Origin of the sequence: Pseudomonas sp. LABIM340 (assembly GCF_040017195.2) — a bacterium.
GTDB lineage: Bacteria > Pseudomonadota > Gammaproteobacteria > Pseudomonadales > Pseudomonadaceae > Pseudomonas.
Genome location: NZ_CM200227.1, coordinates 1,670,365 through 1,686,167, shown reverse-complemented (window position 1 = coordinate 1,686,167; position 15,803 = coordinate 1,670,365). Strand labels below are relative to the sequence as shown.

At 66.4% G+C, this 15,803-nt stretch carries 14 protein-coding genes and 1 pseudogene; 13 read left to right on the top strand and 2 right to left on the bottom strand.

All coding sequences use genetic code 11. The annotated features are described in order from the left end of the window. The first annotated feature begins 32 nt into the window (after positions 1–32). From ABKS89_RS07975 to ABKS89_RS07925, 11 genes and pseudogenes are all read left to right on the top strand, one after another. Positions 33–944, top strand: coding sequence for a LysR family transcriptional regulator (locus tag ABKS89_RS07975; RefSeq protein ID WP_081517787.1), 912 nt, complete (start codon positions 33–35; stop codon positions 942–944). A 277-nt stretch (positions 945–1,221) separates the two neighbouring features. Further along, positions 1,222–2,676 carry an aminobutyraldehyde dehydrogenase gene (locus ABKS89_RS07970; protein ID WP_518300996.1) on the top strand — a complete coding sequence of 485 codons (1,455 nt, stop codon included), beginning with the start codon at positions 1,222–1,224 and terminating at the stop codon, positions 2,674–2,676. A 119-nt stretch (positions 2,677–2,795) separates the two neighbouring features. Further along, complete coding sequence (ydcS, locus tag ABKS89_RS07965; RefSeq protein ID WP_081517785.1) at positions 2,796–3,941, top strand: putative ABC transporter substrate-binding protein YdcS; 1,146 nt, start codon at positions 2,796–2,798, stop codon at positions 3,939–3,941. Positions 3,942–4,135: 194 nt separating this feature from the next. Further along, on the top strand, positions 4,136–5,164 hold the full coding sequence (locus tag ABKS89_RS07960; RefSeq protein WP_081517784.1) for an ABC transporter ATP-binding protein: 1,029 nt from the start codon (positions 4,136–4,138) through the stop codon (positions 5,162–5,164). A 1-nt stretch (position 5,165) separates the two neighbouring features. Next, complete coding sequence (locus tag ABKS89_RS07955) at positions 5,166–6,116, top strand: ABC transporter permease (protein WP_348587785.1); 951 nt, start codon at positions 5,166–5,168, stop codon at positions 6,114–6,116. Then, positions 6,106–6,912 (top strand): ABC transporter permease, encoded by an 807-nt coding sequence (locus ABKS89_RS07950; RefSeq protein WP_348587786.1) that lies wholly within the window; start codon positions 6,106–6,108, stop codon positions 6,910–6,912. The genes ABKS89_RS07955 and ABKS89_RS07950 overlap by 11 nt, the downstream gene beginning before the upstream one ends. Before the next feature lie 103 nt (positions 6,913–7,015). Next, on the top strand, positions 7,016–8,440 hold the full coding sequence (locus ABKS89_RS07945; protein WP_138212583.1) for a gamma-aminobutyraldehyde dehydrogenase: 1,425 nt from the start codon (positions 7,016–7,018) through the stop codon (positions 8,438–8,440). Positions 8,441–8,598: 158 nt separating this feature from the next. Further along, entirely contained in the window at positions 8,599–10,461 is a 1,863-nt protein-coding gene (locus tag ABKS89_RS07940; protein WP_348587787.1) for an FAD-dependent oxidoreductase, read from the top strand. Positions 10,462–10,547: 86 nt separating this feature from the next. Continuing rightward, positions 10,548–11,024 (top strand): ester cyclase, encoded by a 477-nt coding sequence (locus tag ABKS89_RS07935; protein WP_045209913.1) that lies wholly within the window; start codon positions 10,548–10,550, stop codon positions 11,022–11,024. A gap of 172 nt (positions 11,025–11,196) precedes the next feature. After that, positions 11,197–11,490: pseudogene (locus ABKS89_RS07930) on the top strand (methyl-accepting chemotaxis protein); the annotation flags it as partial. 132 nt (positions 11,491–11,622) lie between these two features. Beyond that, complete coding sequence (locus ABKS89_RS07925; RefSeq protein WP_518301034.1) at positions 11,623–12,354, top strand: PDC sensor domain-containing protein; 732 nt, start codon at positions 11,623–11,625, stop codon at positions 12,352–12,354. A gap of 70 nt (positions 12,355–12,424) precedes the next feature. Here the strand turns inward: ABKS89_RS07925 and ABKS89_RS07920 are convergent, their stop codons facing one another. Next, on the bottom strand, positions 12,425–12,754 hold the full coding sequence (locus tag ABKS89_RS07920) for a hypothetical protein (RefSeq protein WP_348587789.1): 330 nt from the start codon (positions 12,752–12,754) through the stop codon (positions 12,425–12,427). A 604-nt stretch (positions 12,755–13,358) separates the two neighbouring features. Here ABKS89_RS07920 and ABKS89_RS07915 point away from each other — a divergent pair. Together ABKS89_RS07915 and ABKS89_RS07910 are read left to right on the top strand one after the other, a co-directional pair. Next, complete coding sequence (locus tag ABKS89_RS07915; protein WP_348587790.1) at positions 13,359–14,045, top strand: hypothetical protein; 687 nt, start codon at positions 13,359–13,361, stop codon at positions 14,043–14,045. A gap of 35 nt (positions 14,046–14,080) precedes the next feature. After that, positions 14,081–14,482, top strand: coding sequence for a TssQ family T6SS-associated lipoprotein (locus ABKS89_RS07910; RefSeq protein ID WP_348587791.1), 402 nt, complete (start codon positions 14,081–14,083; stop codon positions 14,480–14,482). A gap of 124 nt (positions 14,483–14,606) precedes the next feature. Here the strand turns inward: ABKS89_RS07910 and ABKS89_RS07905 are convergent, their stop codons facing one another. Continuing rightward, the gene (locus ABKS89_RS07905; protein ID WP_138212577.1) at positions 14,607–15,713 is read right to left on the bottom strand and encodes an NADH:flavin oxidoreductase/NADH oxidase; all 1,107 of its coding nucleotides are present in this window, start codon (positions 15,711–15,713) and stop codon (positions 14,607–14,609) included. Positions 15,714–15,803: the final 90 nt, after the last annotated feature.

The following is a 15,803-nucleotide window of genomic DNA, read 5'->3' as shown; positions in this document are numbered from 1 at the left end:
TAGACCGGGCTTAGCGCCAGCGGCCAATCACCATGATGACGCTCCGCCAGATCCGCCACTTCATCGCCGTCGCCGAGACCGGTTCGATTTCCGCCGCCGCCCAGGCGGTGTTCATTTCCCAGTCCACCCTGACCCTTGCCATCCAGCAACTGGAGGAGGAGATCGGCGTGCGCCTGTTCGACCGCCACGCCAAGGGCATGACCCTGACCCACCAGGGCCACCAGTTCCTGCGCCAGGCGCACCTGATCCTGGCCACGGTGGAGAACGCCAAGCGCAGCCTGCAGCAGAGCACCGACCAGGTGGCCGGCAGCCTGACCATCGGCGTGACCAGCCTGGTAGCGGGCTACTACCTGGCGGACCTGATCAACCGCTTCCAGCGCGCCTACCCCAACGTGCAGACCCGCGTGGTAGAAGACGAGCGCCCGTACATCGAGCACCTGCTGGTGAGCGGCGAGATCGATGTCGGCGTGCTGATCCTCTCCAACCTGGAAGACCGCCACGCCCTGCAGACCGAGGTGCTGACCCACTCGCCGCACCGCCTCTGGCTGCCGGCGCAGCACCCGCTGCTGGAGCGCGACAGCATCGGCCTGGCCGATGTGGCGGGCGAGCCATTGATCCAGCTGAACGCCGACGAGATGGGCCTGCACACCCAGCGTATCTGGTCCCGCGCCGGGCTGGTGCCACAGGTGACGCTGCGCACGGCCTCGGTGGAGGCGGTGCGAAGCCTGGTGGCCGCGGGCCTGGGCCTGTCGATCCAGCCGGACATGACCTACCGCCCCTGGTCGCTTGAGGGCGACATCATCGAGGCGCGGCCGCTGGTGGACCTCTCCGAGCCGCTGGACGTCGGCCTGGCCTGGCGTCGTGGCACCGCGAGACCGCCGCTGGTGGATCCGTTCCTCACCGTGGCCCGCGAACAGCCCAACGCGAAGAAGCTTTCCATCTGAAGGTAGGGCGCATAACCGCTTGCGGTTATCCGCCGCCAGGATTCGGAGCGGCGCTGATGGCGGATAACGCCTGGGGCGTTATGCGCCCTACGGGTTCGGTGCAGCAAAGTCAGCCATTCGATTTAATCGAACACCGCTTTCAGTAATTAGAATTTGTCGACCCCACGCCCGGACTCTAGTCTCTGCCTTCATACAAAGGGCCAGCTCCGGGTATCGCCCCCTCCGGAGCACGCACATGGCCACCGAAAACAAGACAGATAAAAGACGAGCTTCCAAGATGACCGGCGCAACCCTGCATACCGCCTTGCTGATCGACGGCCAACTGGTCGCCGGCGAAGGCATGGCCGAGCCGATCATCAACCCGACCACGGGCGAAACCATTGTCAGCATCGCCGACGGCTCCCTGGACCAGGTCGAGCAGGCCATCGCTGCCGCGCACCGCGCCTTCCCCGCCTGGGCCCGCACCACGCCCGCCCAGCGCGCCACCGCCCTGCTCGCCATCGCCGATGCCATCGACAAGCGCGCGAACGACCTCGCCCAGCTGGAGTCGCTGAACTGCGGCAAGCCGCTGCACCTGGCGCGCCAGGACGATATCCCGGCCACCGCCGACGTGTTCCGTTTCTTCGCCGGCGCCGTGCGCTGCCAGCAGGGCCAGTTGGCCGGTGAATACGTGCCCGGCCACACCAGCATGGTGCGCCGCGACCCGGTCGGCGTGGTCGCCTCGATTGCGCCGTGGAACTACCCGCTGATGATGGCCGCGTGGAAGATCGCCCCCGCGCTGGCCGCCGGCAACACCCTGGTGTTCAAGCCGTCCGAACACACCCCGCTGAGCATCCTGGCGCTGGCCCCGGCGCTGGCGGAAATCCTCCCCGCGGGCGTGATCAACATCGTCTGCGGCGGCGGCGAAGGCGTCGGCAGCCATCTGGTCAGCCACCCGAAGGTGCGCATGGTGTCGCTGACCGGAGATATCGTCACCGGCCAGAAGATTCTCCAGGCCGCTGCGCGCACCCTCAAACGCACCCACCTGGAACTGGGCGGCAAGGCGCCGGTGATCGTCTGCAACGACGCCGACCTCGAAGCCGTGGTCCAGGGCGTGCGCACCCACGGTTACTACAACGCCGGCCAGGACTGCACCGCCGCCTGCCGTATCTATGCGCAGGCCGGCATCCATGACCGCCTCGTCGCTGAACTGGGCGACGCCGTGGCCAGCATCCGCTTCGCTTGCAAGCGCGATGCCGACAATGAGATCAGCCCGCTGATCAGCGCTCGCCAGCGCGACCGCGTCGCCAGCTTCGTCGAACGCGCCCTCGGCCAGCCGCACATCGAGCGCGTCACCGGCGCCGCCGTGCATTCGGGCCCCGGCTTCTACTACCAGCCGACCCTGCTGGCCGGCTGCAAGCAGCAGGACGAGATCGTCCAGCGCGAGGTGTTCGGCCCGGTGGTCACCGTGACCCGCTTCGACCAGCTGGAACAGGCGGTGGACTGGGCCAACGACTCCGAGTACGGCCTGGCCTCCTCGGTATGGACGCAGAACCTCGACAAGGCCTTCCAGATCGCCAACCGCCTGCAGTACGGCTGCACCTGGATCAACACCCATTTCATGCTCGCCAGCGAGATGCCCCACGGCGGGCTCAAGCGTTCGGGCTACGGCAAGGACCTGTCCAGCGATTCGCTGCAGGACTACAGCGTGGTGCGCCACATCATGGCGCGCCACGGCCAGCGACTGGATTGAACCACCCGGCGGGGTCGCCCGCCGGCACATAAGAAACGCCCCGACGCCAAGCCGTCCGAGGGCTGTTGCTCGATTGAACTGCCCCACCAATAGAGACAACAACGAGAGGGAGACACCCGATGCGCAAGACCGCACTGCTCAGTGCCATCACCACCGCCCTGCTGGCCAGCGCCGGCGTCCAGGCCGCCGAGGCCCTGAAGGAAGTCGGCAAAGGCGAAGGCCGCCTGGACATCATCGCCTGGCCCGGCTACATCGAGCGCGGCCAGTCCGACAAGAACTACGACTGGGTCACCCAGTTCGAGAAGGACACCGGCTGCCAGGTCAACGTGAAGACCGCCGCCACCTCCGACGAGATGGTCAGCCTGATGGCCAAGGGCGGCTACGACCTGGTCACCGCATCCGGCGACGCCTCCCTGCGCCTGATCTACGGCAAGCGCGTGCAGCCGATCGATCCGTCGCTGATCCCCAACTGGAAGAACATCGACCCGCGCCTGAAGGACGCCGCCTGGTACGTGGTCAACGGCAAGACCTACGGCGCACCGTACCAGTGGGGCCCGAACCTGCTGATGTACAACACCAAGGTCTTCCCCACCGCGCCGGACAGCTGGAAGGTCGTGTTCGACGCCCAGAACCTGCCTGACGGCAAGTCGAACAAGGGCCGCGTGCAGGCCTACGACGGCCCGATCTACGTCGCCGACGCCGCGCTGTACCTGAAGGCGACCCAGCCGGAGCTGGGCATCACCGACCCGTACCAGCTCGACGAGAAGCAGTACGCCGCCGTGGTCGAACTGCTGCGCAAGCAGCATGACCTGATCCACCGCTACTGGCACGACACCACCGTGCAGATGAGCGACTTCAAGAACGAAGGCGTCGCCGCTTCCAGCGCCTGGCCGTACCAGGCCAACGCCCTGAAGGCCGAAGGTCAGCCGATCGCCACCGTGTTCCCGAAAGAAGGCGTCACCGGCTGGGCCGACACCACCATGCTGCACGCCGAAGCCCAGCACCCGAGCTGCGCCTACAAGTGGCTGAACTGGTCGCTGGAACCCAAAGTGCAGGGCGACGTGGCGGCCTGGTTCGGCTCCGTGCCGGCCGTGCCCGAAGGCTGCAAGGCCAGCACCCTGCTCGGTGCCGAAGGCTGCGCCACCAACGGTTACAACCAGTTCGACAAGATCGCGTTCTGGAAAACCCCGGTGGCCGAGGGCGGCAAGTTCGTCCCGTACAGCCGCTGGACCCAGGATTACATCGGGATCATGGGCGGCCGTTGATTCCGGCTCCCCTCTCCCTCTGGGAGAGGGGTTGGGGGTGAGGGCCGGCCGTGTGCCGTGCCTTCCCTCACCCCGGCCCTCTCCCAGAGGGAGAGGGCGTTCCCGCCCCACCCAATACGTACCGATTCACCCGTATCTCAGATTCACGGGCAGGGCTCCCCTACGCCGGATTCCTGCCCCTTGGAGCGTGCACCATGACCACTCCCGCTGTTCAATTCACCCAGGTCTCCCGCCAGTTCGGCGACGTCAAGGCCGTTGACCGGGTGTCCATCGACATCAAGGACGGCGAGTTCTTCTCCATGCTCGGCCCGTCGGGCTCGGGCAAGACCACCTGCCTGCGCCTGATCGCCGGCTTCGAGCAACCCAGCGCAGGCTCCATCCGCATCCATGGCGAGGAGGCCGCCGGCCTGCCGCCCTACCAGCGTGACGTCAACACGGTGTTCCAGGACTACGCGCTGTTCCCGCACATGAGCGTGCTGGAGAACGTCGCCTACGGCCTGAAGGTAAAAGGTATCGGCAAGGCCGAACGCCTCAAGCGCGCCGAAGAAGCCCTCGGCATGGTCGCCCTGGGCGGCTATGGCGTGCGCAAGCCGGTGCAGCTCTCCGGCGGTCAGCGCCAGCGCGTGGCTCTGGCCCGCGCCCTGGTGAATCGCCCGCGCGTGCTGCTGCTGGACGAACCCCTCGGCGCCCTCGACCTAAAGCTGCGCGAGCAGATGCAGAGCGAGCTGAAGAAGCTGCAGCGCCAGCTGGGCATCACCTTCATCTTCGTCACCCACGACCAGAGCGAAGCGCTGTCCATGTCCGACCGCGTCGCGGTGTTCAACAAGGGCCGCATCGAGCAGGTCGACACCCCGCGCAACCTCTACATGAAACCAGCCACCCCGTTCGTGGCGGAATTCGTCGGCACCTCCAACGTGCTGCGCGGCGACATCGCCCAGGGCCTGACCGGCAACGCCCAGCCCTTCTCCATCCGTCCCGAGCACATCCGTTTCGCCAATGGCGAGCGCAGCGCCTCGGACATCGAGATCAGCGGCCTGCTGCACGACATCCAGTACCAGGGCGCGGCGACCCGCTACGAGATCCGTCTCGACAACGGCCAGAACCTCTGCCTCAGCCAGGCCAACAGCCAGTGGGCCGACATCGACCTCGCCCACCAGCCGGGCCAGCGCGTGACCGCTCGCTGGGCGCGCGAGGCGATGGTGGTGCTGAACGAGGGCGCGTGACATGGAACTGACGATGAACGCACCGGTACCGCAGGCCAGCAATGGCCCGCTGCGCCGCCTGTGCAACCTGCTCTACCGCAAGCCGACGCTGTACCTCTCGCTGCTGCTGATCCCGCCGCTGCTGTGGTTCGGCGCGATCTACCTGGGCTCGCTGCTGACGCTGCTGTGGCAGGGTTTCTACACCTTCGACGACTTCACCATGACGGTGACGCCGGACCTGACCTGGGCCAACTTCGGCTCGCTGCTCAGTGGCTCCAACTTCGACATCATCCAGCGCACCGTGCTGATGGCGGTCGCGGTGTCCATCGCCAGCGGCGCGGTGGCCTTCCCCATCGCCTACTACATGGCGCGCTTCACCACCGGCAAGACCAAGGCGTTCTTCTACATCGCCGTGATGATGCCGATGTGGGCCAGCTACATCGTCAAGGCCTACGCCTGGACCCTGCTGCTGGCCAAGGGCGGCGTCGCCATGTGGTTCGTCCAGCACCTGGGGCTCGAGCCCGTGCTGAACCTGCTGCTGGGCATTCCGGGCATCGGTGGCAACACCCTGTCCACCTCCAGCTTCGGACGCTTCCTGGTGTTCGTGTATATCTGGCTGCCGTTCATGATCCTGCCGATCCAGGCCTCCCTGGAACGCCTGCCGCCTTCACTGCTGCAAGCCTCGGCCGACCTCGGCGCGCACCCGCGGCAGACCTTCTTCCAGGTCATCCTGCCGCTGTCGATCCCCGGTATCGCCGCCGGCTCGATCTTCACCTTCAGCCTGACCCTGGGCGACTTCATCGTGCCGCAGCTGGTGGGCCCGCCGGGCTACTTCATCGGCAGCATGGTCTACGCCCAGCAGGGCGCGATCGGCAACATGCCGATGGCCGCCGCCTTCACCCTGGTGCCCATCGTACTGATCGCGGTCTATCTCTCCATCGTCAAACGTCTGGGGGCCTTCGATGCACTCTGAGAAAGCTTCCTGGGGGCTCAAAGCAGCCGCCTGGGGCGGGCTGGTGTTCCTGCACTTCCCGATCCTGATCATCTTCCTGTACGCCTTCAACACCGAGGACGCGGCCTTCAGCTTCCCGCCCAAGGGCTTCACCCTGCACTGGTTCAGCGTCGCCTTCGCGCGCCAGGACGTGCTCGAAGCCATCGAGCTGTCGGTGAAGATCGCCAGCGTCGCCACGCTGATCGCCATGTGCCTGGGCACCCTGGCCGCGGCCGCGCTGTACCGCCGCGACTTCTTCGGCAAGGAAGGCATCTCGCTGATGCTGATCCTGCCGATCGCCCTGCCCGGCATCATCACCGGCATCGCGCTGCTGTCGGCGTTCAAGACCCTCGGCATCGAGCCGGGCTTCCTGACCATCGTCATCGGCCACGCCACCTTCTGCGTGGTGATCGTCTACAACAACGTCATCGCGCGCTTCCGCCGCACCTCGCACAGCCTCATCGAAGCCTCGATGGACCTGGGCGCCGACGGCTGGCAGACCTTCCGCTACGTGATCCTGCCGAACCTCGGCTCGGCGTTGCTCGCGGGCGGCATGCTGGCGTTCGCGCTGTCCTTCGACGAGATCATCGTCACCACCTTCACCGCCGGCCATGAACGCACCCTGCCGATCTGGCTGCTCAACCAGCTGGGCCGCCCGCGCGACGTGCCGGTGACCAACGTGGTGGCGATGCTGGTGATGATCGTGACCATGCTGCCGATCCTCGGCGCCTACTACCTGACCAAGGGTGGCGAAGGCGTGGCGGGGAGCGGCAAGTAAGCCAACAGAACCCCTCAGGCCCGCCGGCCCCTCGCCGGCAGGCCCCTAAAAAGAAACACCCCAACCGAATTTGCACCACGCTCCTGAACAAGAGGACTCAACCATGCAAACCAATCTGCTGATCAACGGCCAACTGGTCGCTGGCGAAGGCGAAAAGCTCGCCGTCCTGAACCCGTCGCTGGGCACCACCCTGGTGGAAATCGCCGAGGCGACCCCGGCCCAGGTCGACGCCGCCGTGCTGGCCGCCGACGCCGCCTTCGACAGCTGGTCGCAGACCGCGCCGAAGGATCGCTCCCTGCTCCTGCTGGCACTGGCCGACGCCATCGACGCCAACGCCGAGGAACTGGCCCGCCTGGAGTCCAACAACTGCGGCAAGCCCTACTCCGCCGCGCTGAACGACGAACTGCCGGCCGTGGCCGACGTGTTCCGCTTCTTCGCCGGCGCCTGCCGCGTGATGCAGGGCTCCGCCGCCGGTGAATACCTGCCAGGCCACACCTCGATGATCCGCCGCGACCCGGTGGGCGTGGTCGCCTCCATCGCACCGTGGAACTACCCGCTGATGATGGTCGCGTGGAAACTCGGCCCGGCCCTGGCCGCCGGCAACACCGTGGTGCTCAAGCCCTCCGAGCAGACCCCGCTGACCGCCCTGCGCCTGGCCGAGCTGATGGCCGGCATCTTCCCCGCCGGCGTGGTCAATCTGGTCTTCGGCCGCGGCCCGACCGTCGGCGAGCCGCTGACTACCCACCCGAAAGTGCGCATGGTGTCCCTGACCGGTTCGGTCGCCACCGGCAGCCGCATCATCGCCGGCACCGCCGATACCGTGAAGCGCATGCACATGGAACTGGGCGGCAAGGCCCCGGTACTGATCTTCGACGACGCCGACATCGACGCCGCCGTGGAAGGCATCCGCACCTTCGGCTTCTACAACGCTGGCCAGGACTGCACCGCTGCCTGCCGCATCTACGCGCAGAAGGGCATCTACGCCAAGTTCGTGCAGAAGCTCGGCGAAGCGGTGGCCAGCATCCAGTACGGCGAGCAGGACGACCCGAACACCGAGCTCGGCCCGGTCATCACCGAGCAGCACCTGGAGCGCGTCATCGGCTTCGTCGAGCGCGCCCGCCAGGTTCCGCACATCGAAGTGGTCACCGGTGGCAAGCGTGCCGACCGCGCGGGCTTCTTCTTCGAGCCGACCGTGCTCGCCGGCGCCCGCCAGGACGACGAAGTGGTCCGCCGCGAAATCTTCGGCCCGGTGGTTTCGGTCACCGAGTTCGAGGACGAAGCACAGGCGCTGGCCTGGGCCAACGACTCCGACTACGGCCTGGCCTCCTCGGTGTGGACCAGCGACATCGGTCGCGCCCATCGCCTGTCCGCCCGCCTGCAGTACGGCTGCACCTGGGTCAACACGCACTTCATGCTGACCACCGAGATGCCCCACGGCGGCATGAAGCTGTCCGGCTACGGCAAGGACATGTCGATGTACGGCCTCGAGGATTACACCGCGATCCGTCACGTGATGATCAAACATTAAGCAGTAACAAGTCGGGCCCTCACACGAGGGCCCGATGCTTTACGGCGCCCCGCTCGACCGGGACCGCCGCGCGGCCACGCATGCCGCACTCCCTTCCGGATGGAAGGGCAAAACCATGACAGCCCGTGCCCCGGGCCATCACCTTGCAAGGACTTCCCATGACCATCACCCGCCGCGACTTCCTCAACGGCGTTGCCCTCACCATCGGCGCGGGCCTCACCCCGCTGCAACTTCTCCAGGCCGCCCCCTCCGGCCGCTACTACCCGCCCGCCCTCACCGGCATGCGCGGCAGCCATCCCGGCGCGTTCGAGGTCGCGCACCAGATGGGCTGGGAGAAGAAGGTATTCGATACCGATGGCCTGAAGATCGAGGAGCAGTACGACCTGGTGGTGGTCGGCGGCGGCATCAGCGGCCTGTCCGCGGCCTGGTTCTACCGGCAGAAGCACCCCAAGGCGCGCGTGCTGATCATCGAGAACCACGACGACTTCGGCGGCCATGCCAAGCGCAACGAATTCCAGGCCGGCGGCCGGATGATCCTCGGCTACGGCGGCAGCGAAGCCTTCCAGTCGCCCAAGCACCTGTACAGCGACACGGTCAACAATCTGCTCAAGCAGCTGAACGTTGACGTGGACCGTTTCGAGACCGCCTTCGACCGTGACTTCTACCCGAACCTGGGCCTGTCGCGCGGCGTGTTCTTCGACAAGGCCGGCTTCGGCGAAGCGAAGATGGTGTCCGGCGACCCGACGCCCATGGTGGCCGACGACATCGCCCCGGAAAAACTCAACGCCCGCAGCTGGCGCGCGTTCATCTCCGACTTCCCGCTGCCCGAGGCCGACCGCCAGGCGCTGATCGACCTGCACGAAGCGCCGAAGGACTACCTCGCCGGCAAGACCCGCGAGGAGAAGGAAGCGCACCTGGCCAAGACCAGCTACCAGGACTTCCTGCGCAAGGACGTCGGCCTGAGCGAAGCCGCCACCCGCTACTTCCTCAGCCGCACCAACGACTTCTCGGCGCTGAGCATCGACGCCGTCCCCGCCGACTCGGCCTACTCCGTGGGCTTCCCCGGTTTCGCCGCCATGGACCTCTCGCCCATCAGCGAGGAAGCCAAGGCCGAGATGGAAGAGCCGTACATCTACCACTTCCCCGACGGTAACGCCTCGCTGGCGCGCCTGCTGGTGCGCGGCCTGATTCCCGGCGTGGCACCGGGCAAGGACATGAACGACATCGTCCTGGCCACCTTCGACTACGCCAAGCTGGACCAGCCGAAGAACGCCGTGCGCCTGCGCCTGAACAGCACCGCGGTCAGCGTGAAGAACCGCGATGGCGGCGTGGACGTCGGCTACAGCCGCGCCGGCGCCCTGCACCGTGTGCGCGCCAAGCACTGCGTGCTGGCCTGCTACAACATGATCATCCCCTACATCCTGCGCGACCTCTCCGCCGAGCAGAGCCACGCCCTGGCGCAGAACGTGAAGTTCCCGCTGGTGTACACCAAGGTGGTGATCCGCAACTGGCAGAGTTTCATGAAGCTGGGCGTGCATGAGATCTACGCGCCGAGCCAGCCGTACAGCCGCGTGAAGCTGGACTACCCGGTGGACATCGGCGGCTACAGCCACCCGCGCGATCCGAACCAGCCCATCGGCCTGCACATGGTCTACGTGCCCACCAGCCCCAACGCCGGCATGGACGCACGTACCCAGGCCCGCGTCGGCCGCGGCAAGCTCTACGCCATGTCTTTCGAAAAGATGGAAGAGATGATCCGCGACCAGCTGCAGGCCATGCTCGGCCCGGCCGGCTTCGACCATCAGAAGGATATCCAGGGGATCACCATCAACCGTTGGTCGCACGGCTATTCGTACTTCTCCAACAGCCTCTTCGATGATGAGGAAGAGAGCGAAAAACTGATGAACCTGGCTCGTACCAAGGTCGGCAACGTCACCATCGCCAACTCCGATGCCGCCTGGGACGCCTATGCCCACGCAGCCATCGACGAGGCCTGGCGCGCGGTGGGCGAGCTGGCCTGAGCAATCCGGCGCCGCGCACCGCGTGGCGCCGCACTTAACGGCCGTCCGGCCGACAACCCGCGGGCCCGCCCGCAACGGAGGCAAGCATGCGTCACCTCGTCAGAGCGTTTTACCTGCTGTCGCTGTTCACCTTTGCCGGCCTCGTACAGGCCGCAGAGTCGCCCAAACAGATCGTCGATGCCTACATGGCCGCGTGGAACGCCCACGATGCCGAGAAGGCCGCCGGCTACCTGGCCAAGGATGCGGAATACTTCGACGTCACCGTCGGCACCCCGCAGAAGGGCCGCGATGCCGCGCGCGACAACGTGATCAAGGTGTTCGTGGGGGCCGTTCCGGACCTGAAGTGGAAGATGAACGGCAAGCCGATCGTCGACAAGGACGGCATCGCCTTCCAGTGGACCTTCAGCGGCACCAACACCGGAGCCTGGGACGCCCAGACCCCGGCGACCAACAAGCCGCTGTCGTTCGACGGTGTGAGCTACGTGAAGGTCAAGGACGGCAAGATCGTCTACCAGGGCGACTACTACGACGCCCTGGGCCTGCACAAGCAGCTCGGCTGGTAACAGACGTCGGGCACGCAGGGCGTCATCCGCCCTGCGCCGCCTTTGTAGGAGCGCCCCATGGGCCCGCTCCTACAGGGAGCATCATCGGCCACGCCTCGGGGCGCGGCCGACATAACCAGAAAGAAGCCCTCGCCTAACTCTGCCCTCCTCCGCCACTGCAGTGTCCCAAACCATGTCAATCACACTCGAACCACGGCCCGCCAAGGCCGAAGACAGCTCCAGCACCCGCTCTACCATCGACCAGGTCAAGCAACTGATCGCCGACCTCAATGTGCGCTGGACCGAGATCAGCAAGGTCTCCGAAGTCATCAAGCAGATCGCCAAGAACACCAACCTGGTGGCCCTCAACGCCGCCATCGAAGCCGCCCGCGCCGGGGAAAGCGGGCGCGGCTTCGCGGTGGTCGCCGATGAGGTGCGCCGCCTGGCGACCCAGTCGGCCAACGCCACCGCCGACATCGGCAACGTCGTCGCCTCGATCAAGAGCGAGAGCGCCCGCGCCCTGGCCGACGTCGAACAGGCCGAGCACTCCAGCCTGCTGGACACCGCCCGCGTGGTGCTCGCCAGCGAGTCCCAGCGACTGGAGGCGCGCTTCGCCGTGATGGCCACCGCCCTCTATGGCCTGAAGCATTTCATCCTCGGCATGAAGAGCCGCAACCTCGGCCCGCAGCGCGAGCAGATCGACGCGGTGATGCACGAGTACCTGACCCGCAACCCCGAGTTGCTGGCCTTCGCCTGCGGTTGCGAACCCAATGCCTTCGACGGCCGCGACCGCGAGTTCATCGACGCCCCCGGCCACGACGCCAGCGGGCGCCTCATGGCCTACTGGCACCGCGGCAGCGGCGTGGCCCAGCGCGAATGCCTGGTCGGCTACGACAAGGCCGACGGTAGCGGCGACTGGTACCAGATCCCCCGCGACAAGGGCCGCGACGTGTTCATGGAGCCCTACGAGTACAGCGTCGGCGGCAGCACCGTGCTGATGACCTCGTTCATGTCTCCGATGTACTCCAACGGCCGCTTCCTCGGCATCCTGGGCGCCGACTACACCCTGCACCAGCTGCAGGAAAGCCTCGGCAAGCTGAGCCCCATGGGCAACGGCCAGTACACGCTGCTGTCCAACGCCAGCGTCTACGTCACCCATTCCGACGCCAAGCGTCTGGGCGACAAGGCCGGCGAGCTGCCGCAGGAAGCACGCAACGCCATCGCCCAGGGCCGCTGCTGGGAACAGGTGAAAGGCCGCCGCGTGCAATTGCTACAACCCATCCGCGTGGGCGACAGCGATGCGCCCTGGGCGCTGATGATGAGCTTCGAGCTGGCGCAGACCGGCGAATAGAGCGTCAACCTGCAGGAGCGGGCCATGCGCGCGATCGCGGGCATGGCCCGCTCCTGCTGGGGAGTTCGGATCACGTCCGCTGGGGCAGCTCGGTAATATGGATTTCCGTCACCAGCGACGGCTTCACCAGCGGCGTGCGCGACAGCAGCGGGCAGAAGCGCGCCAGCGCGCCGATCAGCTCCCACTGGGTATCCAGGGATTTCGCCAGCACATCCACATCCGCCAGCACCCGCTGGCCCACGCGCTGCAGGTGCGGATCGGGACTATGGCCGAGCTCCACCGACAACTGGGTGATCAGCGTACTGAGGTTGGACATGTTGCGGGTGGCGAGGGCGAGGATGTTCGCCAGCAGGGCGATTTCCGATTGCGGGATGACAGCAGGCGTTGCAGAAGCGTCCATGCGTGCTCCAGTGGTGCTCTGAGGGGTAGTGGCGCAATCCTTGCGCGAGCGCGGTGAGAGTAGCATCACAGCGCCACTGTGCGACAGATATCACATTTCATTTCTTTTCCTGACCTTTCGGTCACACTTCCCGGACTGGCACTCCGGAAGCTGCCGCAAAGCGCGACCTGATCCTCAAATCCCCACCCCTGCGACGGAAACCACCCAGCGCATTTGAGCCGTGGAAATCGGCTTTCTATGATCCGCGGCCATTTTTCGAACATTGAATGCCTGCTTCTCGTCGTGTACGGCGCTCCGCTTCCAGTACGAGGGCCAGGCCTCTTCTTCACCCCCTTGAAGATGCCGCCCGATGGAACCCACCGCGAACTCCCCCCGCCCCCACGACACCCGGACGCCTCCGGACACTGAGCGTACCGGTTCGGCTCCAGTCGACGCCCTGAGCTCCTGGGACGGTCCGGGCACCGCCTATACCGTGATGCCGCGCCCCGCGGTTTCTTCACCGCCCCCCGCTCGGCCATCTGCTCAGACCGCGCCGCAGGAGCCACCCCAGGCTATGCCAGCGGCCAGCGCCCCCCGGCGCATACCGGGACCAATCGCGAGCGGGTTGCTGATCGTCGGCATTGCCGCCTGTGCGCTGCTGGTGGCGCTGTGGAAGGCCGGAGCATTCGACGACACCGTCGTAACCCCTGCAGACCACGAGCCGAGCACTCAGCCTCCTGCGCAAACGCAGCCCACCGACACTCCGTCAGAAAGCACCGTGACCGTTACCCAGGAGCCCATGGACGACGAGCCGGTGCTGCCTGCGCCCTCCGAGCCTGCGTTGGACGAACTGCCCGACCCGGCGGCTTATGACCACCAGCTCTCACCCGACACTGCCACGCAAGCAGCGCCCGCCACGCAGAGTGTTGAAAAACCGACAGCTGCACCTGCACCTGCACCTGCACCTGCAACAGGATCGTCTCCAGCACCGGTTTCGGCGCACATGCACACAGAACGCAGGCAGCCGCCGCCCATTTTGCCTGCGGTAACCAGCACGAAACCGGCCAGCCCGGATAAAACGCGCAGCACGCCGACGCCCGCCACAGTCGGCACGCTGATCGTCGCCGTGCAGCCGTGGGCCGAGGTCTGGATCGATGGTCGCAAGCGCGGCATCAGCCCACCGCTGTTCAAGCTGCAACTGCCGCCGGGCCTCTACACCGTCGAACTGCGCAACCCCGACCTGCCCAGCTACAGCCAGAAGGTGCAGATAGCCACCGGCCAGTCGGTGACGCTGCGGCACAGCTTTCCGTAAGCGCAGCGGCCTCCTTTCCTTACACGGACCAAGCCATGAAGTCTCCGCGCCCACTCTCGACGCCTCTGTTGATCGCCTGCCTGGCCATTGTTGCATCAGGCTGCAAACACCACTTCGCGGAAGCGCCCGCGGACGCCGACCAGGCACAGGCACAGGCACAGCAAGCCTTCGACGAAGCCACGCGATCATACGAAGCAGGGGACTACGCCGCGGCTGAGGAGCAATTTCTTACCCCGAAGCTCTGGAGCGTCGATTCACCGCTGCAGGTGCAGGCGCTCAAGTACCTGGCATTCAGCTACTGCGTGACCGAGCGCCCGAATCAATGTCGTTTCGCCTTCGAACGCGCGGTGCAGATCAACCCTTCGTTCCGTCTCGAAAGAGCCGAAGCGGGGCATCCTCTGTGGGGGCCGGTTTTCGAAGAGGTGGTTGGTCGCTGAATTGATGACGCAGACATGAATCGCGCACCCGCCCATGGGCACGTGGCGGGTGCACTGCGACAGGTCAGGAATTGGATTCGGGATTCAGGGGCACTCGGCAAGCGCGAGTGCCCCGTAGAGTCAATCAAACCTGCCCGTAGGCCTTGCGCTTGGGCGTGCCACGTTGCGCAGCGCGCAGGTACTGCGCCGGCCACGGCACCTGCTGGCCACCCAGCTCATCAGCGGCGTGCAGCGGCCAGTACGGGTCACGCAGCAGTTCGCGAGCCAGCAGGATCAGGTCGGCCTGCCCGGTGCGCAGGATGTGCTCGGCCTGCACCGGCTCGGTGATCATCCCCACGGTGCCGCTGGCGACGCCCGCTTCCTTGCGCACGCGCTCGGCGAACTGCGTCTGGTAGCCCGGCCCCACGGGAATCTCGGCGTTCACAGCGGTACCGCCGGAGGACACGTCGATCAGGTCCACGCCCAGGTTCTTCAGGCGGCGCGCCAGCTCCACGGTCTCGTCGGGGTTCCAGCCGTCCTCCACCCAGTCGGTGGCGGACAGGCGGACGAACAGCGGCAGCTCCTGCGGCCAGACCGCGCGTACGGCTTCGGTCACTTCCAGAAGGAAGCGGATGCGGTTCTCGAAGCAGGTGCCGTACTGATCGCGGCGCTGGTTGGAAAGCGGCGAGAGGAACTGGTGCAGCAGGTAGCCATGGGCGGCATGCACCTCGGCGATCTTGAAGCCGGCGGCCAGGGCGCGCTCGGCGCCGCGCACGAACTGGTGCTTGATGGTCGCCATCTGCTCTTCGCTCAGGGCAATGGGCGCGGTGTGCTGCGGGTCGAAGGCGATGGCCGAGGGCGCCACCGGCGTCCAGCCGCCTTCGCTGATCGGCACCGAGCCGTGCTTGCCCAGCCACGGCGCCCAGGTGCTCGCCTTGCGTCCGGCGTGGGCCAGCTGCACGCCGGCCACCGCGCCCTGGGATTCGATGAAGCGGGTGATGCGCCGCAGCGGCTCGACCTGTTCGTCATTCCAGATGCCCAGGTCCTCGGCGCTGATCCGCCCTTCCGGGGCGACCGCCGTGGCCTCGACTATCACCAGACCGGCGCCACCCACGGCGCGGCTGCCCAGGTGCACCAGGTGCCAGTCGTTGGCCATGCCGTCCTGGGCGGAGTACTGGCACATGGGGGAAACAGCAATGCGGTTGGACAGGGTCAGCTGGCGCAGGGTCAGGGGCTCGAACAACTGGCTCATGGTGGCACTCCCTCTCTGGTCTTCAGATCTTGTCCTACAACTGTAGACCGGGATCGCCTAAGGATAGGCCCAGATGATAGGTGGCTCCGT

What these genes read in the sequence shown, in the direction of transcription:
- ABKS89_RS07945 (WP_138212583.1), top strand. Translation starts at nt 7,016, where the DNA reads ATGCAAACCAATCTGCTGATCAACGGCCAACTGGTCGCTGGCGAAGGC.
- ABKS89_RS07940 (WP_348587787.1), top strand. Translation starts at nt 8,599, where the DNA reads ATGACCATCACCCGCCGCGACTTCCTCAACGGCGTTGCCCTCACCATC.
- ABKS89_RS07950 (WP_348587786.1), top strand. Translation starts at nt 6,106, where the DNA reads ATGCACTCTGAGAAAGCTTCCTGGGGGCTCAAAGCAGCCGCCTGGGGC.
- ABKS89_RS07955 (WP_348587785.1), top strand. Translation starts at nt 5,166, where the DNA reads ATGGAACTGACGATGAACGCACCGGTACCGCAGGCCAGCAATGGCCCG.
- ABKS89_RS07905 (WP_138212577.1), bottom strand. Translation starts at nt 15,713, where the DNA reads ATGAGCCAGTTGTTCGAGCCCCTGACCCTGCGCCAGCTGACCCTGTCC.
- ABKS89_RS07935 (WP_045209913.1), top strand. Translation starts at nt 10,548, where the DNA reads ATGCGTCACCTCGTCAGAGCGTTTTACCTGCTGTCGCTGTTCACCTTT.
- ABKS89_RS07920 (WP_348587789.1), bottom strand. Translation starts at nt 12,754, where the DNA reads ATGGACGCTTCTGCAACGCCTGCTGTCATCCCGCAATCGGAAATCGCC.
- ABKS89_RS07970 (WP_518300996.1), top strand. Translation starts at nt 1,222, where the DNA reads ATGACCGGCGCAACCCTGCATACCGCCTTGCTGATCGACGGCCAACTG.
- ABKS89_RS07975 (WP_081517787.1), top strand. Translation starts at nt 33, where the DNA reads ATGATGACGCTCCGCCAGATCCGCCACTTCATCGCCGTCGCCGAGACC.
- ydcS (WP_081517785.1), top strand. Translation starts at nt 2,796, where the DNA reads ATGCGCAAGACCGCACTGCTCAGTGCCATCACCACCGCCCTGCTGGCC.
- ABKS89_RS07960 (WP_081517784.1), top strand. Translation starts at nt 4,136, where the DNA reads ATGACCACTCCCGCTGTTCAATTCACCCAGGTCTCCCGCCAGTTCGGC.
- ABKS89_RS07910 (WP_348587791.1), top strand. Translation starts at nt 14,081, where the DNA reads ATGAAGTCTCCGCGCCCACTCTCGACGCCTCTGTTGATCGCCTGCCTG.
- ABKS89_RS07925 (WP_518301034.1), top strand. Translation starts at nt 11,623, where the DNA reads ATGGCCACCGCCCTCTATGGCCTGAAGCATTTCATCCTCGGCATGAAG.